The following is a 17,001-nucleotide window of genomic DNA, read 5'->3' as shown; positions in this document are numbered from 1 at the left end:
ACATCATGGCAAAAGTGAGAGTTGCGGTGATTGGTGCAGGATCAATTTCAGACATGCACTTGCAATCGTACCAACAAAACGAGCGTACAGAAATTCGTGCCGTCATGGACTTCAACGAGGAGCGCGCTCGGGAAAAAGCACAGAAGTACGAGGCCGAGACCTACTACAGCAAGCTTGAGGATGTTCTCGCAGATGAACAGGTAGATGCAGTGAGTATTTGTACGTGGAACAACACGCATGCAGATATTGCCATCGCCGCTCTTAGATCGGGTAAGCACGTGCTTTTGGAAAAGCCTTTAAGTACAACAGTTAAAAGCGCTCTCCTGATAGAAAAGGCCGTAAAAGAGAGTGGCAAGCTGCTCCAGGTGGGCTTTGTGAGAAGGTACGATACGAATGCGCAATTGCTCAAGCAGTTCATCGATGCGGGCGAGCTGGGTGACATTTATTACGCGAAGGCATCCTGTCTGCGCCGTTTGGGCAATCCGGGAGGTTGGTTCGCTGACAAGGACAGATCTGGCGGAGGTCCACTCATCGATCTCGGCGTGCACGTCATTGATCTGTGCTGGTACTTGATGGGCTGCCCAAAAGTAACGACTGTCAGCGGCAATACATACAACAAGCTGGGCAATCGCGCCAACGTCAAAAATCTCTCCTTTTACAAAGCCGCTGACTACGACCCTTCCCAAAACACCGTCGAGGATATGGCCAATGCACTCATTCGTTTTGAAAATGGGGCGTCCCTTTTCGTGGATGTGAGCTATACACTGCATGCGAAAAAAGACGAGCTGGCCGTCAAGCTGTACGGAAACAAGGGAGGCGCAGAGGTGGAGCCAGAGCTGTCCATCATTGCAGAAAAGCATGACACGATCCTGAATGTCAGCCCGCAGATGGATAAACTATCGTTTGATTTCAAGCGGGGCTTTCAAAATGAGATCGATCATTTCATCGCAAGCCTATTGGGTGAAAAAGAAACGCTCAGCCCAGTAGAAGACGGCGTGGAGATGATGAAGATTCTGTGCGGCATTTACGAATCAGCGGCGACAGGAAGAGAAATCGTATTTACCCGATAACCGGCAGGCAAGACCTATCCATGGACATCCAGATATCATCCATAGAGTAGATGAAGACAAGGGGGAAAAGAAATGAAAAAAGCATCGTTTTTGCGAACAGCATCCGTCTTACTTTTTTCAGTGGCTTTACTTTTCGGATGTTCCAGTGGCGGTGGCAATGGTAGTGGAACTCCGGTAGCTTCCAATGGGGGGACAACGACGGGAGCGTCGCAAAAGGATCAGATGGTCATCGCCGTAAACGAAAACTTCATCACGATGGACCCGCAAAATACAGGGGATGCACTGTCATCGGGTGTCCAAAGCGCAATGTTTGAAGGGCTTCTGATTTACGACAAGGATTTGAAGCTTATGCCGGGTCTATCGACTGAATATTCGGTGAACGAAGGTGCGACAGAGTACACCTTCAAGCTCCGGCAAAACGTGAAGTTCCATGACGGCACACCATTCAATGCCGAAGCGGTCAAAATCAACTTCGACCGGATGAGCAACAAAGACAACAACTTGAGAGCTTATCGAAACTACAAATACATCAAGTCCACAGAGGTTGTTGACGAGCACACAGTGAAAGTGACGCTGAACCAGCCGTTTTCCGCGATGATCAACAAGTTCACGACCGGAATCATCAGCCCGGCGGCTCTGGAAAAGTACGGCAAAGACATTACCAAAAATCCAGTCGGTACAGGTCCATATAAATTCGTGGAATGGGTACAGGGTGACCATCTGACGGTAGAGCTGAATCCAGATCACTGGAACAAGGGTGCAGCCAAGGTCGGTAAAATCGTCTACAAGCCCGTTCCTGAAAACGGCTCCCGCGTAGCCATGCTGAAGACCGGTGAAGCCGATGTCATTTATCCGTTGCCGGAGCAGCAAGTAGAGACACTGAACGGAGCAGAGGGAGTAAAGGTTGAGCGCACACCTTCCACCATCACCCGGTATGTCTCGATCAATATGCTGAAAAAGCCGTTTGATGATCCGCGCGTTCGCCAAGCCATCAATCATGCAGTGGACAAGGACGCGTTCATTAAAGTCGTGAAATCCGGATACGGCGCACAACTGGAGTCCGTGATGTCTCCGACGATTGCCCACTACGCGAAGCAAGGTGCGTATGAATACAACATCGAAAAAGCGAAGCAGCTTTTGAAAGAAGCAGGCTACGAGAACGGCTTCACAACGGACATTTGGGGAAATACGAACTCGGATACGATGAAGGGCATGCAATTCATTCAGCAGCAATTGCAAAAGGTCGGCATCACCGTTGAAGTGAAATCGATGGAAGAAGCGACGCTGTCCGATGAAATCTACGGCATCAAGTCTCCAGAAGAAGCAAAAATGAACATGTGGTACGTAAGCTGGTCCTCTGCTGATCCAGACAATGCAATGCGTTCGTTGTTTAGCAGCGAGAACTTCCCGCCTGCGGGAGCGAACACGGCTTTCTACAAAAATGACCTCGTCGACCAAAGTATCAAGGAAGCGACACAATCGTCAGACCAAGACAAGCAAAAGCAGCTATATGGTGTCGTGCAAGAACATGTGTTTAAAGATGCACCATGGATTTTCCTCGCAGTCGATGAAATCTTGTACGGAAAACGCGCGAACGTGAACGGTGTTTATATTACACCGAGTGGCGGCATCTATGTAAGAGAAGCGGCGTTCCAATAATACTTGAAGCAGCGTTCGGGCATTGTCTGCCGCTGGGCGCTGCTTTTCTTTTAGGAGGAACCGTACCATGTTCCGTTATATCGTGAAGAGACTCATCGAGATCATCCCGATTATTTTTGTCGTGTCGTTGCTCATTTTCTTCTTTATCCATCTGGTTCCGGGTGATCCTGTCCGCTTGGCGGCGGGAAAAGAAGCGACCTTGGAAGAGATCGAGCGGGTGCGTCAGGAGCTGGGCTTGGATAAGCCATTGCTTACCCAGTACGTCAACTACATGCAAAACCTCGTGACAGGAAATTTGGGACACTCCTTGAAGACGGGGCTTCCCATTAGCGATATGTTTGAAAACCGTTTTTCCGTAACGATGACGTTGACATTTATGAGCCTGGGCTGGGCTTTGGTGCTCGGTCTGCTGATTGGGACGATCTCTGCTGTTTTCCGCGATAAATGGCCGGATTACGTAGGGATGCTGACGGCGATTTCCGGTATTTCCTTGCCTGGATTTTGGCTGGGGCTCATTCTCATACAAGTTTTTTCTGTCACGCTGGGCTGGTTTCCCACAGGTGGGGTCGAGAGCTGGAAAAGCTACGTGCTTCCTTCGTTAACCTTAGGAGCAGGAATCATGTCGATGCTGGCCCGTTTTACACGGTCCTCCCTGCTCGAAACATTAAAGGAAGATTTTATCCGAACAGGTCGGGCAAAAGGGTTGAAGGAATCCGTAGTCGTTCGTAAGCACGCCCTGAAAAACTCAATGATTCCGGTCGTGACCATCGCCGGATTGCAATTCGGCTTTCTCTTGGGCGGATCGGTTGTCGTAGAGACGGTGTTTAGCATTCCGGGTATGGGGCGTCTGTTGATCGATTCCATTGCTTTTCGGGATTATCCGGTCGTACAGGCAGTCATTCTGTTGTTTTCACTGGAGTTCATTCTCGTGAATCTGCTGGTAGACATCTTGTACAAGGCACTGAATCCGAAAATCCGTTATGACAGCTAATGGCAAGGAGGTGACGTAAATGGAGGTAGTAAAAGAAATCGGGCAAAACGTTATAGTTCCCACTGAAAAGAAATCCAAAGCCCGCGAGTTTTGGAAGAAGTGGAAGAAGCAAAAGACAGCATTCTGGGCAGGGTTTTTTATCTTGTTTTTGTTTGTGATCGCGCTGTTTGGCTCGTGGATCGCGCCGTATGATCCGTACGAGCCGAACTATGACGTAACGTTGCAAACTCCATCCATGGAGCATTGGGCAGGGACAGATGAATACGGACGAGATATTTTAAGCCGCATCATCGTAGGAACGGGAATCTCTCTTGGCGTCAGCTTTTCCTCTGTGCTGGTCGGCGCAGTGGTTGGAACCGTATTAGGCTTGATTAGCGGATATTACGGCGGGTGGCTGGATCGCCTCATTATGCGGTGGAGTGACGTCATGTTCGCTTTTCCCGATTTGCTGCTCGCAATCGCCATCGTTGCGATCCTCGGCCCGGGATTAACGAATGTCGTCGTAGCAGTCGCGGTGTTCAGTATTCCATCGTTTGCTCGTTTGATCCGCGGCAATACATTGGCTGCCAAGGAAGCGGTGTTTGTAGAAGCAGCGCGATCCATGGGGGCCAAAAGCAGCCGGATTATTTTTCGTCACGTCTTCCCAGAGACCGTCTCTAGTATGATCGTCTTTTTTTCCATGCGGATCGGCACCTCGATCTTGGCAGCATCCAGTCTCAGTTTTCTAGGCCTGGGGGCTGCGCCCGAGAGTCCCGACTGGGGAGCGATGCTCAGTATGGGTCGTGATTACCTCGCCACTTCTCCTCATGTGGTCATCATTCCCGGGATTGCGATCTTTTTGACCGTGCTGGCATTCAACCTCGTTGGGGATGGCCTGCGCGATATTTTGGACCCGAAAACGAAGAACTAAACGAGGGAGATGGGGCAGATGAGTGAGAACATCATTGAAGTAAAGCATCTGCAAACACAATTTACGAGAGACAACCAGAAGACAGTCGTCCTCGATCATGTCAGCTTTCATATAAAAAAAGGCGAGGTGCTCGGACTGGTTGGCGAATCGGGCTGCGGCAAGAGCGTGACCTCCTTGTCGATCATGCGCCTGTTCAAGGACACGACTGGTGAAATTACCAACGGAGAGATTGTTTACAACGGTACGAATCTTCTTTCGATTTCGGAGAGTGATATGCGCCGTATTCGCGGAAAAGAAATCTCGATGATTTTTCAGGAGCCGATGACCTCGCTCAACCCGGTGATGAAAATCGGAGAGCAATTGATGGAAGCCATTCGTTTGCATCTCGGCTACTCCGACCAAAAAGCGCGAGAACAAGCAGTGAGCATGCTGACAAAGGTGGGCATTCCACGACCGAGCGAAATTATGGGGGAGTATCCGCATCAGCTCTCTGGCGGTATGCGACAGCGCATCATGATTGCGATGGCGATGTCCTGCAATCCTAACCTGTTGATCGCCGATGAGCCAACGACGGCACTCGATGTCACGATTCAAGCCCAAATCCTCGATGTCATGAAGCAGCTTCAGGCTGAGGAGCATATGTCGATGCTGTTGATCACGCACGATCTCGGCGTCGTGGCAGAGATGTGCAACCGTGTTGTGGTCATGTACGCAGGGCGTGTCGTGGAGGAAGCATCTGTTTACGACTTGTTCGATGAACCCAAGCATCCGTATACCAAAGGCTTGATTGGCTCTGTCCCTAAAATCGGGCAGAAGCGCGAACGGCTGGATTCGGTTCCGGGAAACGTACCGACACCAAACAATATGCCGAAGGGCTGCAAGTTCGCTCCGCGCTGCAAGGATGTCATGCCTGTTTGTTGGGAAAAGGAGCCCACCATTACGACGGTGGGAGAAAAACGTTCTTGCCGCTGCTGGCTCTATCAAGAGGAAGGTAGGGATGTTCATGTCTAAATCACTGGTCGTGGTAGACGGTATCAAAAAAACGTTCCCGATTGATAGCGGTCTATTCAGCAGCAAAAAAAGCGTAAAGGCAGTAAACCACGTATCGTTCGAAATCAAGGAAGGCGAGACGTTCAGTCTGGTCGGAGAGAGTGGCTGTGGCAAGTCGACGACAGGGCGCTTGGTCACACGACTTTTGATGCCAGATGAGGGCAAGATTTGGATCAATGGTGAAGAAATCTCCAAGATGAACGAAACAAAGCTGCGGGAAGTGCGCAAGCAGGTACAGATGGTTTTTCAGGACCCGTACGCCTCACTGAATCCGCGGATGAAAATTCGCGATGTGGTAGCAGAGCCGCTTCTCATTCATACCAAGCTGTCTGCCCTGGAGCGTGATCGGATTGTCGCCGAAATGCTCGAGGTCGTCGGGCTCTCCAGCTATCATGCGGAGAAATTCGCCCATGAATTCAGCGGAGGGCAACGGCAACGTATCGGAATCGCTCGTGCCCTGATTTTAAAGCCGAAGCTGATCGTCGCGGATGAGCCAGTCTCTGCTCTCGATGTGTCGATTCAATCGCAAATCTTGAATTTGCTAAAAGATTTGCAGGAAGAATTTCATTTGACCTATTTGTTTATTTCCCACGATTTGAGCGTGGTCGAGCATATTAGCGACAAAATCGGTGTGATGTATTTGGGGAGTCTCGTAGAATCCGGCCCGAAGGAAACGATTTTTGCGAATCCCGGGCATCCGTATACAAAAGCGCTGCTCTCTTCGGTTCCGATTCCTGATCCACGGGCAAAGCGGGAGAGGATCATTTTGCAGGGAGATGTGCCGAGCCCGGTGAATCCGCCGTCAGGCTGTCTGTTTCATACGCGCTGTCCGTTCGTGATGGACATATGCAAGACCACAGCACCTGCATTGCGGAAAGCGGCAGACCGAGAGCATTTTGTCGCTTGCCATTTGTGATTTGAAAAAAAGGGATGGTTACATGCGTAGGACGGGTGATTTAAAGCTGATCCAGGAACTGAATCGCTCCATCATATTCGATACGATCCGTCATTACGGGCCCATTTCCCGGAGTGAAATAGCGAAGCGGAACAAACTGAGTCCTACTACCGTGACCTCGGCTGTCAGTGAGCTGATTCGTGACTCGTTCGTATGCGAGGTGGGAACAGGGGAGTCAAATGGCGGACGAAAACCGATATTGGTCCAGTTCTCCCCAGACAGTCGTTTTCTGATCGGCATTTCGATCTCTGGCTCGAAGATTACGATTGCCGAGATGAATCTGGAAGCCGCAGTCAAACGAAAGGAAGTCCACTCGATCAAGCCGTACCAAGGGGAGAGCATACTCGCTTATTTGCTGGAGGTGATTGAGCAGTTTTTGCGTGGAACCGCGGCGAGTCTGGAGACATGCATGGGAATCTCGATTGTCACTCAAGGCATCGTTGACTCGGTCCATGGGGTGATTCGCTACAATCCAAAGCTCCGCTTGCAGAACGCCCCTGTTAAAGAAATGATCGAGCAACGTTTCCAGTTGAAAACATGGCTAGATAACGACACGAACGCGTACTTGCTCGCCGAGAAGACCATCGGGGATTTCAGTCATTATCAAAACATGCTGTACGTCACGATTGGGGATGGATTGGGAGCCAGTATTTTGATGAATGGTGCCATCTACAGGGGCTTTAAAGGCGGGGCCGGTGAGTTCGGTCATACCACGATTGATCGGGCAGGTGTGCGGTGCGACTGCGGAAATGTTGGTTGTCTGGAAAATTACGTGAGCTGGCCAACGATTTACTCCAAGCTGGTCTCCTCGCTTGCGAAAGGAAAGACGAGCCGTATTTCGGATTTGGTGGAGCAGGATGTTGGCCGAATTACTCCTGCGGTGTTTCGTCAGGCTTTGGCAGAGCAGGACCCGCTTGCGGTCAGCATTTTGGAGGAAACTGCTTCTTATTTGGCTTCGGGGCTAGTCAATCTGATTCATTTGTTCAATCCGGAAGTGATTATTCTGGGCGGTGAGATTGCCTTCGAAAATGAGCTGTTGATCGCCAAAGTAAAAGACTACGTGCGGGAATACGCGCATGGAATCCTGACGGAGGAACTGGAGATTCGGCCGAATTCGTTGGGTGAAAATGTAGAGGTCGCTGGAGCTGCCGCAGTTTTATTGCAAGATACGTTTCAGTTTTCGCTATAAAAGGGTTGTGTCTAGCAGTCCAGAAAGCTCGAGGAGAGGGGGAGCGGGATCATGGTAAAAGTTGTAGTCGCAGGGGAAGCGGGAACAAGCGTAAAAGAGTCGCAAGCTTGGTTGCGGATCAAAGAGGCAGAGATTGTAGGTGTGGCAGACAGCTTGTCTTCTTTGCGCGAAATCTTGCAGGGAACAGAAGTGGATATCGTGGATATTGGCTCAGTTACGGACAGCGCTGACCCATGGGTGACGCTTGCTGCCCAGGCGGGAAAGCATATTTTATGTGCAGGCAGTCCTGCTCTAGGGCGTGAAGGAATCAGTTTGTGCGATCAGTATGATATCGTGCTGCAACTCGCAAATACGCTGCGTTTTGCTCCAGAATACGAGCAAGCGCACGAGCAAATAAAAAATGGGGCCATAGGCAAAGCAGGCGTCATTCGCTTGCGAAGAGGTGCTCCTGCATCGGCTACAAATGTAGGGAAATGCATATTTCAAGCACTTGGAATGCGTGAATTCGAATGGCTGCGCTGGACGTTCGGCGAAGTCGAGCGAGTAATGGCGCGAGAGGTCAAGCACACGAATGAATCAGGACAGATCGTCCATTATGCGCTGGTCATGCTCCGAATGGCAGGCGGGGCAATTGCGCATGTAGAGCTATCTTGGGCGGAGGGGACAGAATATGCTTCCTTTGAGCTTGCCGGTGATCAAGGAATGATTACACATGATAGCCGGGAAAGCACCCCCATTCGCTGGAGCCGAGGAGAGCAATTTCTTCCGACAACATTCCAAGGGATGGACCTGATGCAGCGACAGCGGGAGCATTTCATTCGCTGTGTACAAAAACAGGAAGGGCCACGTCTGTATTCTTGTGATCTGCTCGCAGCTCTCGATATCGCTTCAGCGGCGAGAAAATCGGTCAAGACGGGTCAATCTGTGAAGCTCATGCACGGAGGTGATGAGGGATGAAGGTAGGAATCATCAGCTTCGCCCATATGCATGCGCATAGCTACGCTACTTATTTGCAAAAGCACCCCGATGCGCGGCTGATAGCAGTCTGGGATGATAACTCCCGCCGGGGAGAGGAAGCGGCTACTGCCTACCAGCTCGATTTTTACGAAGATCTGCAAGCCTTTTTACAATCCGGTATCGACGCGGTCATTGTTTGCTCGGAAAATGCCAAGCACAAGGAGCATGTGATTGCGGCAGCCCGAGCGAAAAAGCAGATTCTGTGCGAGAAACCAATTGCCACCGAGATTGCGGATGCACGCGAAATGATTCAGGTCTGCAAAGAGGAAGGTGTCTTGCTCCAGATTGCCTACCCTGTCCGATTTGCACCCGTGATGGAAAGTGTCAAACAAATCGTTCAATCAGGTGGTCTCGGAGACATTATCGCCATCGATGGCACGAACCACGGACAAATGCCAGGTGGCTGGTTCATTGAAAAAGAGCTGTCTGGCGGTGGGGCAGCAACGGATCACATCGTCCATCTGATGGACCTCGTACGTTGGATGCTCCAAGACGAAGTAAAAAGCGTCTACGCTGAGCTGGACACACGCTTTTACGAGATTGAGGTAGAGGATTGTGGCCTGGTTTCCGTAGAAATGGAGTCTGGCGTGATCGTCGGAATCGATCCGAGCTGGTCGCGGCCGAAGACGTTCCCGACGTGGGGAGATGTGACGATGCGGATTGTCGGCACCAAGGGCACGTTGGACGTCGATGTATTCAAGCAACACGCGTTCTATTACAATGACCGCGATTCGAAGCTGCAACATTTACCTTGGGCTGTGGATATGGATGAGCGGCTTATCGCCGACTTTGTGCAAAATGTCATGGAAGGTCGACCTCCGTCTATTACTGGAGAGGATGGACTGCGGACACTCGAAGTGGTGAAGGCAGCCTACGAATCTCATCGTCTCAAGCAAGTCGTGACTATCAACAAGGTGCATCTCACATCATGATGAGCAGTAGCCTTTCTATACAATAAATCAAATGAGGTGGAACTGATGAAAATTGGATTGAGCACTTACAGTCTGCTAACAGCAATCCGAGCTGGGGAAATGGATGTTCTGGATGTCGTGCAATGGATCGCGGATAACGGCGGCGAGCACATGGAAATCGTGCCGTACGGTTTTACACTGGTCGATAACTACGAATTAGCAGACGCTGTTCGGGATAAGGCAAAAGCGGTAGGGATTGAGCTGTCCAACTACTCGATGCCGACGAACTTTATTCAACCAGATGAAGAAGCCTTCGAAGCAGAAGTCGCACGTGTAAAAACACATGTTGATCTGCTGCACCGCATGGGTATCAAGCATATGCGCCACGATGTGTCCGCCTTTACTGTTCCCGTAGAGGAGACGACGATCGAGTACTTTGAAAAGCATTTGGCTGAGATGGTCGAGGGAAGCCGCAGAATCGCTGATTATGCTGCTCAATTCGGAATAACGACGACAATCGAGAATCACGGCTGGCTGGTACAGGCAAGTGATCGCGTGCAGCGTGTCTTGCATGAGGTCAACCGTCCGAATTTCAAAACGACGCTGGATATAGGAAACTTCATGTGTGTAGACGAGGCTTCGCTGGTCGGTGTGCAAAAAAATCTGCCTTATGCTTCGCTTGTGCATTTCAAAGATTTCTACTTCCGCCCGTCCTACCATGATCCAGGCGCAGGCAAATGGTTCAAGACCGTCAATGGCAACTTCCTGCGTGGAGCAATAGTCGGACAAGGCGACATCAACATCCGCGAAGTCGTCAAGCTGGTCAAGCAGTCCGGCTATGATGGCTATATCACGGTCGAGTTCGAAGGCATGGAGGATTGTCGAGAAGGTTCCAAGATTGGGATGGACAACCTGCGACGTTTTTGGGACGAGGCGTAAAACGGTAGTGGAAAAACGGCATTTGGGGAGCCCCGAACTGCCGTTTTTTCTTTGGACCAAAAATAAAAAACCTCTCCCTTTGGGGAGAGGCGATGGAGACATTAGAAGGAGTTCGAAGTTTTTGGATTCGCACCGTATTTGTTGTCTCCTTGGCTGTCTTGGCACAAGAATACGAGCAAAATAATTGCACCGATAAAAGGAATAAACGAGATAAGAATCCACCAACCGCTTCTTCCGGTATCGTGCAATCGGCGTGCAGTTACGCTCAAACTAGGCAGTAAAACAGCTAATGAATAGATCATGCCCAAAATAGATCCTGTACCAATTAAATAGTCTACGAGAGCAATTACCAGAGATACGATGATGTTGAACAAAGTGAACATCCAATATTCTTGACGTCTAGCTCTTCCTTCAAATGCGACGTATTTCTTCAATACGCTTGTATACCAATGCATGATAATTTCCCCCTTTCTTCTAAAATTTGACACACTTCGATATTTTATCATTAAACCCAGGGGATTAGAACCAGATTCTGTCAAGTTTTCCTAATGCTATTGAATCATTTTTAGGTAGGACAAAAGTAACGGGTATTTATGAGCGAGGTGGAGGAAAAAGTAAGACGAACGAGTTTTGGATGCTACCACAGGGGGAAATGACGCTTGGAACAAAAAACAGAACAAAACGTTACGCTGCATGGCTTCAACAATTTGACCAAGTCACTCAGCTTCAATATGTACGACATCTGCTACACGAAAACAAAAGCCGAACGGGAAGCGTATATCGAATACATAGATGAACAATACAATGCAGAGCGTTTGACGAATATCCTAAAAAACGTGTCGGATATTATCGGCGCACATATACTGAATGTCGCCCAACAAGATTATGTACCACAAGGAGCGAGCGTCACTGTTCTTGTATCCGAGGGTCCTGTCGTAGAAGTCCCTACTGAATCTTATGAGGAATCCCCCGGACCTTTGCCTGAAAATGTGGTGCTGCAATTGGACAAGAGTCATATTACGGTACATACGTATCCAGAGTACCATCCAACGGAGGGCATCAGTACATTCCGGGCCGATATCGACGTGTCGACTTGTGGCGAAATTTCTCCGCTCAAAGCACTCAATTATTTAATTCGTTCGTTTGATACAGACCTGATGACAATTGATTACAAGGTACGCGGTTTTACCCGGGACATACATGGATACAAGCTGTTTATCGATCACGACATCAGCTCGATCCAAAATTATATTCCCGAGGAAATTAAGGAATTGTTCCACATGATTGATGTGAATGTGTACCAAGATAATATTTTTCATACCAAGTGCAAGCGAAGGGAGTTTGATCTGAACAATTATTTGTTCGGATACACGAAGGATAAGCTGACACCGGAGGAGCAGGAGGATATTGCGAAACAATTGCAAATAGAGATGGACGAGATTTACTATGGGAAAAATTTTGTGAATTAAAGAGTAAGCCTTCCTACTTGGGGAGGCTTTTTTCGTAGCTGTAGTGGGGGAAAGAAGCGCATTTCCAGTCTACGCTTCGGCCTCCGCCCCGCAAGGGGGATTGACTGTCCGCTCCAGAATGAATGGCGGGAGCGCTTCAAACGTAGACAGTTTCGAGGAAGTATCTCATAAGTGAAGCTGAAATTCCCCGCCATTCATTCCAGAGCTAAGTAGGGCTCCAGAGGCGCTTGGACTGGAAATGCGCTTCTTTCTACGCAGCTTAAGAAGCTCTGAAATATGAATCGAGATGTCTAAAATCGAAATAATTTCTACAGATTACACCAGAAGATGAAGCAAAGGATCATCTACCTCAAAAGACTTCCAGACCTAACTGAAAAAAAGCTCTAACCCCCGAAATAATCATCTGCTGTTCGAAAGTCATGTCACATGTTTGGAAGGAGACCGCCCGAACGAAGAGAGGATATAGGCGACTGGAAAACATGTGGCATGGCTTCTCCCGACCTCAACAGTTGGAGGTAAACCTTTCATTTGCAGTAGGATTAAGGTAGAATGCCCGAATCTCCTCTAGCGTTTTTCTAGCAGGCTGCACGAATTCGCGGTCCCAATCTTCTGGAGGGGAATCCAGCGAGATGCCCTTCTCCTGCAAGGTTCGAAACAGCTCCTTATCCGCTTGCGTAGGTATCCACCATGTGTAGACGGGATTCGTTTTGCCATTGAGCAACGATTCGAACATAAATTTCACATAGGTAGCTGTAGAGAGTTCCCCGTAATTGACGCCGAATTCAGGCTCGGGTGCTGGATAATCCTCTGGATAGCGGAACGGCCCAAAATGAATGGAAATACCGAGAAAGCCGACAGGTGGAATGTTGTTTCCATACCCCGGGAGGGAGAACGGCAGATCGGCTGCGAAGTGCAGGCGAATCATGACAGAGTTGATAAATTGCCGTTCGAAGAAACTTTCTTTTTGCCAAATGCCGAGTTCTCGTGAAAGAGTATCCCAGTGAATAATGGATGTATTGTGCGCGAGCCAGAAGGCGGACGACATCTGTTCGAACGTTTTGTAAAATTCCTCGTCGTGATCATGGAACGGATCGAGCATGTCGAACAAGCTGAAGCACCCGTGTTTTCTTCTCCATTTTTGCGCGATGATCAGAAAATCAATCAATCGTTGGATTCGCAGCTCCGGGCTGCTCTCATTATTGGCAAACAGATACGTAGCCTCTATCAAATCGGCAGTGAAGTTGCCGTTAACAAAATCCCAGTAGTTGATTTCACCAGCTTCTACGCGTTCTTCATTAATCCGCTTGGTATCCGTTTCCCATCGTGCAAAGGTGGTGACATCAATGCCGAAATAAAGCTCAGGCAAGAAGTCTCCAAAAATATGGAAGCGATACGGGCTGGACTGTTGAAACCAAGTTTTGATGAAGTCCAGGCGAGAAGAGGGAGATACGACTGCGGCCCGCTCCACATAGTTCGTTTTGGCAACGGTTGACTCGAATTCTTCAACGGATGAGGCGATCGCCACGAAAGGGGCTGCTGAGGTCAGGAAGTCCACGCCGTCTTCGTCGTTGTCGTATTGCACAATGATGTGCTGGAAGCTTGCCTCAGCCAAGGGAGATAACACGAGCTGATTCCAACGGTGCGCGGTTGTATCGTCAATGGCGCCGATGACGACGACAGGTTTGTCTGATTCCCCGCGAAAAGAAATGGAGGCACCGTTTTGGACGACGATCTTGTTTTGGCAGCGTACGTTGATGGATGTACCTGCTTCAAAGCAGATTGAAGTCCCAGCAGCTATGATGACATCGTCTGGTCCGATCATGTACGGACCATTTTCTGCGGGAAATTCCTCCGATTGATTGATGATCCCCGATAGGCGTTTGTACTTATCCACGTGCAGTTGATAGGTGTGCTGAGGGTCTGGATCAGGTCCAATCGTCAGTTGCACGTAGTATAGACCATCTTCCTCCGGAAAAAAGGGAAGGATGATCGGGGCGTTCGGACTATATTCAGCTTCTGCGAGTTTTGTCCGATGGATGTCATAGATTCTGATGGTAGTCAAAGGATGCGTCAGGTTATTCATGTGGATTTCAATAGCGTCTGTAGAAGCAAGAAAGAGCTTGTACATCTCCACCTTGGGTTCAAGGTTAGGAGAAGCTTTTCGGATTCGTTTGTCCGTTTCCAGAATAGATGTATACGAGCTGACGGTCATGTAAAACAGGCTCCAATCATCAAAATGGTATAGGTATAATGGAATAGTCCACTAGTAATTGACGCCTGAATATAGAAAAAGTTTTGAGTTTTTCGGGGTCTTTTGGTCTAGAAAATAAGAAAAAGGATAGGGGTCAGAGAGTACTGACGATCCTATCCTTTTTCAATTAGGTATTTTCTTATTTTCCGCCAGCTTGCGTGAGCATTTCAATCATTTCTTTGTAGCCATGCTTCTTCGCATGCCCGAGAGGCGTCACACCATCGTTATCAGCGAGATTGACATTGGCATTGTGCTCGATCAGGAGCTTCACGATTTCCTGATGCTTCTTGCCACCATCGCCCAAAATCACTGCTTCTAAGAGAGCGGTCCAGCCCAATCTGTTGACGTGATCAATGTTGACATCAGAGGTGGTGAGCAGTTCCTTGACGATCTCGACATGTCCACGATCAGCCGCAGGAATCAAGGCCGTTCCGCCAAAACGGTTCGTAATGGTAGTGTCGGCACCTGCTGCTATCGAGGCTTTTACGAATGCGAGCTGGCCTGCTGCGCTTGCGAAGAGCAGGGGATTGTCTAAGTTGTTGTCTCGGATGTTGATGTTAGCTCCTCGTTCAACCAACAAGTTGAAAACGTCGAGTTGAGTAGAGTGGACCGCGATCATCGCAGAGGTGCGGCCTCTACTATCGGTAGCGTCAATATCCGCGCCTTCTGCAAGCAGCTTCTCAATCGCTGCTTTGTCTCCTTGACTGGTTGCTGTCAATAAGGCTTGATTCAGCTTATCCATTTCAACTTTCACCGCCTGGGTTGCTTGCTGCTCGCCACTCGTCAAGAGGGTATTCCAATTCATCTCACACCCAGTCAGAATAATGACGGCGGTCAAAAGACCTGCATACAGCACAGCGAGCCCACACCTTTCTTTTGATTTGGATACCTGCATCACACAAAAACTAGTCGACTGTCAGCTCGGCAGAAGATTTGCCAGCCCAATCGCCGACAGGTGTTACCGTGTATGTGGTACCTGCTTTCAGTTTACCATCTTGCTGGATGTCAAACACGCCTGTGGTACCTTTGCGGCTGGAATATTTGTACGTCGCCAGCAGTTTTTCTCCATCTGCACTAGTAAGTTCTACGCTGCGTCCGGAGAACAGCTCGTCTCCCGGGTCCTCTGTCAGGGTAACGGTGATAGAAGTTTCACTAGCTGCTTTGGCTTCGCTGATTTCGAGCGGAGCGATTTCTTTTGCGGTGAAGGTAGGCTTCGCGATATTCGCCCAGTCTGACGTGATGGTGTACGTAACACCCGGAGTCAGGACTTGGCCTTCTGGGAGACGGAATTTAATTTCTTGCTTGCCGTCTGTTGATTGTGTGAAAGGCACGTATTTCGCTACGATTGGTTGTCCGCCTTCCGGTGTAATGGTCACTTGTCTTGCTTGCATGGAAGGAATGATTTGATACGTTTTGCCGTCTGCACTGTTGTTTTGATCCAGCACCAATGCATTTGCACCGCGTCCGCCGCTGTAGGCAGAGATGATATATCCGTAATCAAGGACACCATTTTCACGCAAGGATTCCACTTCAAACGTGTCGTTTGTTACTTGGCGTACTTCCGTCATGTCGATCTTGGTTGCATTACCTTGGAATGTACCCGCCTTTTTCCCTTTGTATGTCAGGGTGTAGGTAGTTCCTGGCTTTTGAACCGAGGTCGGCACGATGTAAGTATTGGTAGAACCTGTTTTCAGACGTGGCATGTTGGTCAGTGTCAGACCTTCGCTGAAGACAAAGTCTTCTTTTGCTTTGGCAAATGCTTCGTTTTCTGCGGTTAACGGAGCGTCGAAGGTCACAATCAACGTGATTTCATTCAAGGCTTGTACATTCGTGATGCTTGCTTTGTCAGAAGGCATTGCCTGACGAGCCGTATTCAACAGATAAGCAGCTTCGCCGCGAGTAGCGGTGCTGTCTGCCGAGAAGAAGCGTTCAGCCCAGTAGTTAACGGACTTCGCATCGCGCTTGAGTGCTTTTGCAACGACTTGAGTGAGCTCAGCATCCGTCACAGTTCCACGCGGATCGAACTTGCCATCTTTTGCTTGCATAATATCAAGAGATACCAGGTCAACTGCGTATTTGTAGAACCAATCATTTGTTTTCACATCCGTGAAGGTTACGGATTTATCTGTTTTGCCGCCTTGCAAACCAAATGTGTGCGAGACCATTTTTGCCAGTTCAGCGCGCGTAACTTGATTGTGAGTGTTAGAGTTGCTTTGCATCACTTGCAGCTTGGCGAGCTCACTAACCGCTTTTTGAACTTCTTGTGCACTCAGGGGAGTGGAAGCTGCTTGCACATTCAGTACAGCGTAAGGAAGGGATGCTGTACCCAAAACAGTTGCCAGCATCATGATTGCGATTTTATTGGAAAACTTTCTCATCGGTTGGTCCTCCTTTAGAGTCGGTTGTTGCTTGATTACTTGTAGGATAGTCGAGAGACCTAAACTGCCAAGAAACAAGAGATTAATAGAATCTAAAAAAGTTCTTAAAAAAAGATAAAATGACCTCTATCGAAGCCTGGACATGGAGGAGCGACCGCGCTTTAGCGGAAAGTCATTATGCGCTCCAGAAAGTTTAAGCAATGACGCTTTGA

15 protein-coding genes are annotated in these 17,001 nt (G+C 49.1%); 11 read left to right on the top strand and 4 right to left on the bottom strand.

The annotated features are described in order from the left end of the window. Positions 1–5 precede the first annotated feature (5 nt). From ASG16_RS11835 to ASG16_RS11790, 10 genes are all read left to right on the top strand, one after another. The gene (locus tag ASG16_RS11835) at positions 6–1,070 is read left to right on the top strand and encodes a Gfo/Idh/MocA family protein (RefSeq protein ID WP_056490705.1); all 1,065 of its coding nucleotides are present in this window, start codon (positions 6–8) and stop codon (positions 1,068–1,070) included. A gap of 72 nt (positions 1,071–1,142) precedes the next feature. Beyond that, complete coding sequence (locus ASG16_RS11830) at positions 1,143–2,729, top strand: glutathione ABC transporter substrate-binding protein (RefSeq protein WP_056490702.1); 1,587 nt, start codon at positions 1,143–1,145, stop codon at positions 2,727–2,729. Between the two features lie 67 nt (positions 2,730–2,796). After that, a complete protein-coding gene (nikB, locus tag ASG16_RS11825) occupies positions 2,797–3,720 on the top strand; it encodes a nickel ABC transporter permease (protein WP_056490699.1) in 924 nt (307 codons plus the stop codon). Positions 3,721–3,739: 19 nt separating this feature from the next. Beyond that, the gene (locus ASG16_RS11820; protein WP_056490696.1) at positions 3,740–4,630 is read left to right on the top strand and encodes an ABC transporter permease subunit; all 891 of its coding nucleotides are present in this window, start codon (positions 3,740–3,742) and stop codon (positions 4,628–4,630) included. Positions 4,631–4,648: 18 nt separating this feature from the next. Further along, on the top strand, positions 4,649–5,641 hold the full coding sequence (locus ASG16_RS11815; RefSeq protein WP_056490692.1) for an ABC transporter ATP-binding protein: 993 nt from the start codon (positions 4,649–4,651) through the stop codon (positions 5,639–5,641). Continuing rightward, entirely contained in the window at positions 5,634–6,596 is a 963-nt protein-coding gene (locus ASG16_RS11810; RefSeq protein ID WP_111914417.1) for an ABC transporter ATP-binding protein, read from the top strand. Before ASG16_RS11815 ends, ASG16_RS11810 begins: the two co-directional genes overlap by 8 nt. Positions 6,597–6,618: 22 nt before the next feature. Then, the gene (locus ASG16_RS11805) at positions 6,619–7,824 is read left to right on the top strand and encodes an ROK family transcriptional regulator (RefSeq protein WP_056490686.1); all 1,206 of its coding nucleotides are present in this window, start codon (positions 6,619–6,621) and stop codon (positions 7,822–7,824) included. A gap of 51 nt (positions 7,825–7,875) precedes the next feature. Continuing rightward, complete coding sequence (locus ASG16_RS11800) at positions 7,876–8,781, top strand: Gfo/Idh/MocA family protein (RefSeq protein ID WP_056490684.1); 906 nt, start codon at positions 7,876–7,878, stop codon at positions 8,779–8,781. Continuing rightward, on the top strand, positions 8,778–9,773 hold the full coding sequence (locus ASG16_RS11795; RefSeq protein ID WP_056490681.1) for a Gfo/Idh/MocA family protein: 996 nt from the start codon (positions 8,778–8,780) through the stop codon (positions 9,771–9,773). The genes ASG16_RS11800 and ASG16_RS11795 overlap by 4 nt, the downstream gene beginning before the upstream one ends. 45 nt (positions 9,774–9,818) lie before the next feature. Beyond that, a complete protein-coding gene (locus ASG16_RS11790) occupies positions 9,819–10,691 on the top strand; it encodes a sugar phosphate isomerase/epimerase family protein (protein ID WP_048031233.1) in 873 nt (290 codons plus the stop codon). Between the two features lie 101 nt (positions 10,692–10,792). Here the strand turns inward: ASG16_RS11790 and ASG16_RS11785 are convergent, their stop codons facing one another. Then, entirely contained in the window at positions 10,793–11,146 is a 354-nt protein-coding gene (locus tag ASG16_RS11785; protein WP_056490678.1) for a DUF805 domain-containing protein, read from the bottom strand. Positions 11,147–11,350: 204 nt separating this feature from the next. Between ASG16_RS11785 and speD the strand changes: the two genes are divergently transcribed. Beyond that, positions 11,351–12,160, top strand: a complete 810-nt coding sequence (speD, locus tag ASG16_RS11780; RefSeq protein ID WP_056490675.1) for an adenosylmethionine decarboxylase — start codon at positions 11,351–11,353, stop codon at positions 12,158–12,160. A 502-nt stretch (positions 12,161–12,662) separates the two neighbouring features. Here speD and ASG16_RS11775 read toward each other — a convergent pair. From ASG16_RS11775 to ASG16_RS11765, 3 genes are all read right to left on the bottom strand, one after another. After that, the gene (locus ASG16_RS11775; RefSeq protein ID WP_056490672.1) at positions 12,663–14,372 is read right to left on the bottom strand and encodes a hypothetical protein; all 1,710 of its coding nucleotides are present in this window, start codon (positions 14,370–14,372) and stop codon (positions 12,663–12,665) included. A 178-nt stretch (positions 14,373–14,550) separates the two neighbouring features. After that, on the bottom strand, positions 14,551–15,216 hold the full coding sequence (locus ASG16_RS11770; RefSeq protein ID WP_056490827.1) for an ankyrin repeat domain-containing protein: 666 nt from the start codon (positions 15,214–15,216) through the stop codon (positions 14,551–14,553). A gap of 100 nt (positions 15,217–15,316) precedes the next feature. Further along, the gene (locus ASG16_RS11765) at positions 15,317–16,789 is read right to left on the bottom strand and encodes an S-layer homology domain-containing protein (RefSeq protein WP_056490669.1); all 1,473 of its coding nucleotides are present in this window, start codon (positions 16,787–16,789) and stop codon (positions 15,317–15,319) included. Between the last annotated feature and the right edge of the window lie 212 nt (positions 16,790–17,001).

This window comes from Brevibacillus sp. Leaf182, assembly GCF_001423865.2.
GTDB lineage: Bacteria > Bacillota > Bacilli > Brevibacillales > Brevibacillaceae > Brevibacillus > Brevibacillus brevis_C.
Note: the sequence above shows the minus strand (reverse complement) of the source record. Positions and strands in the feature narration are given on the sequence as shown.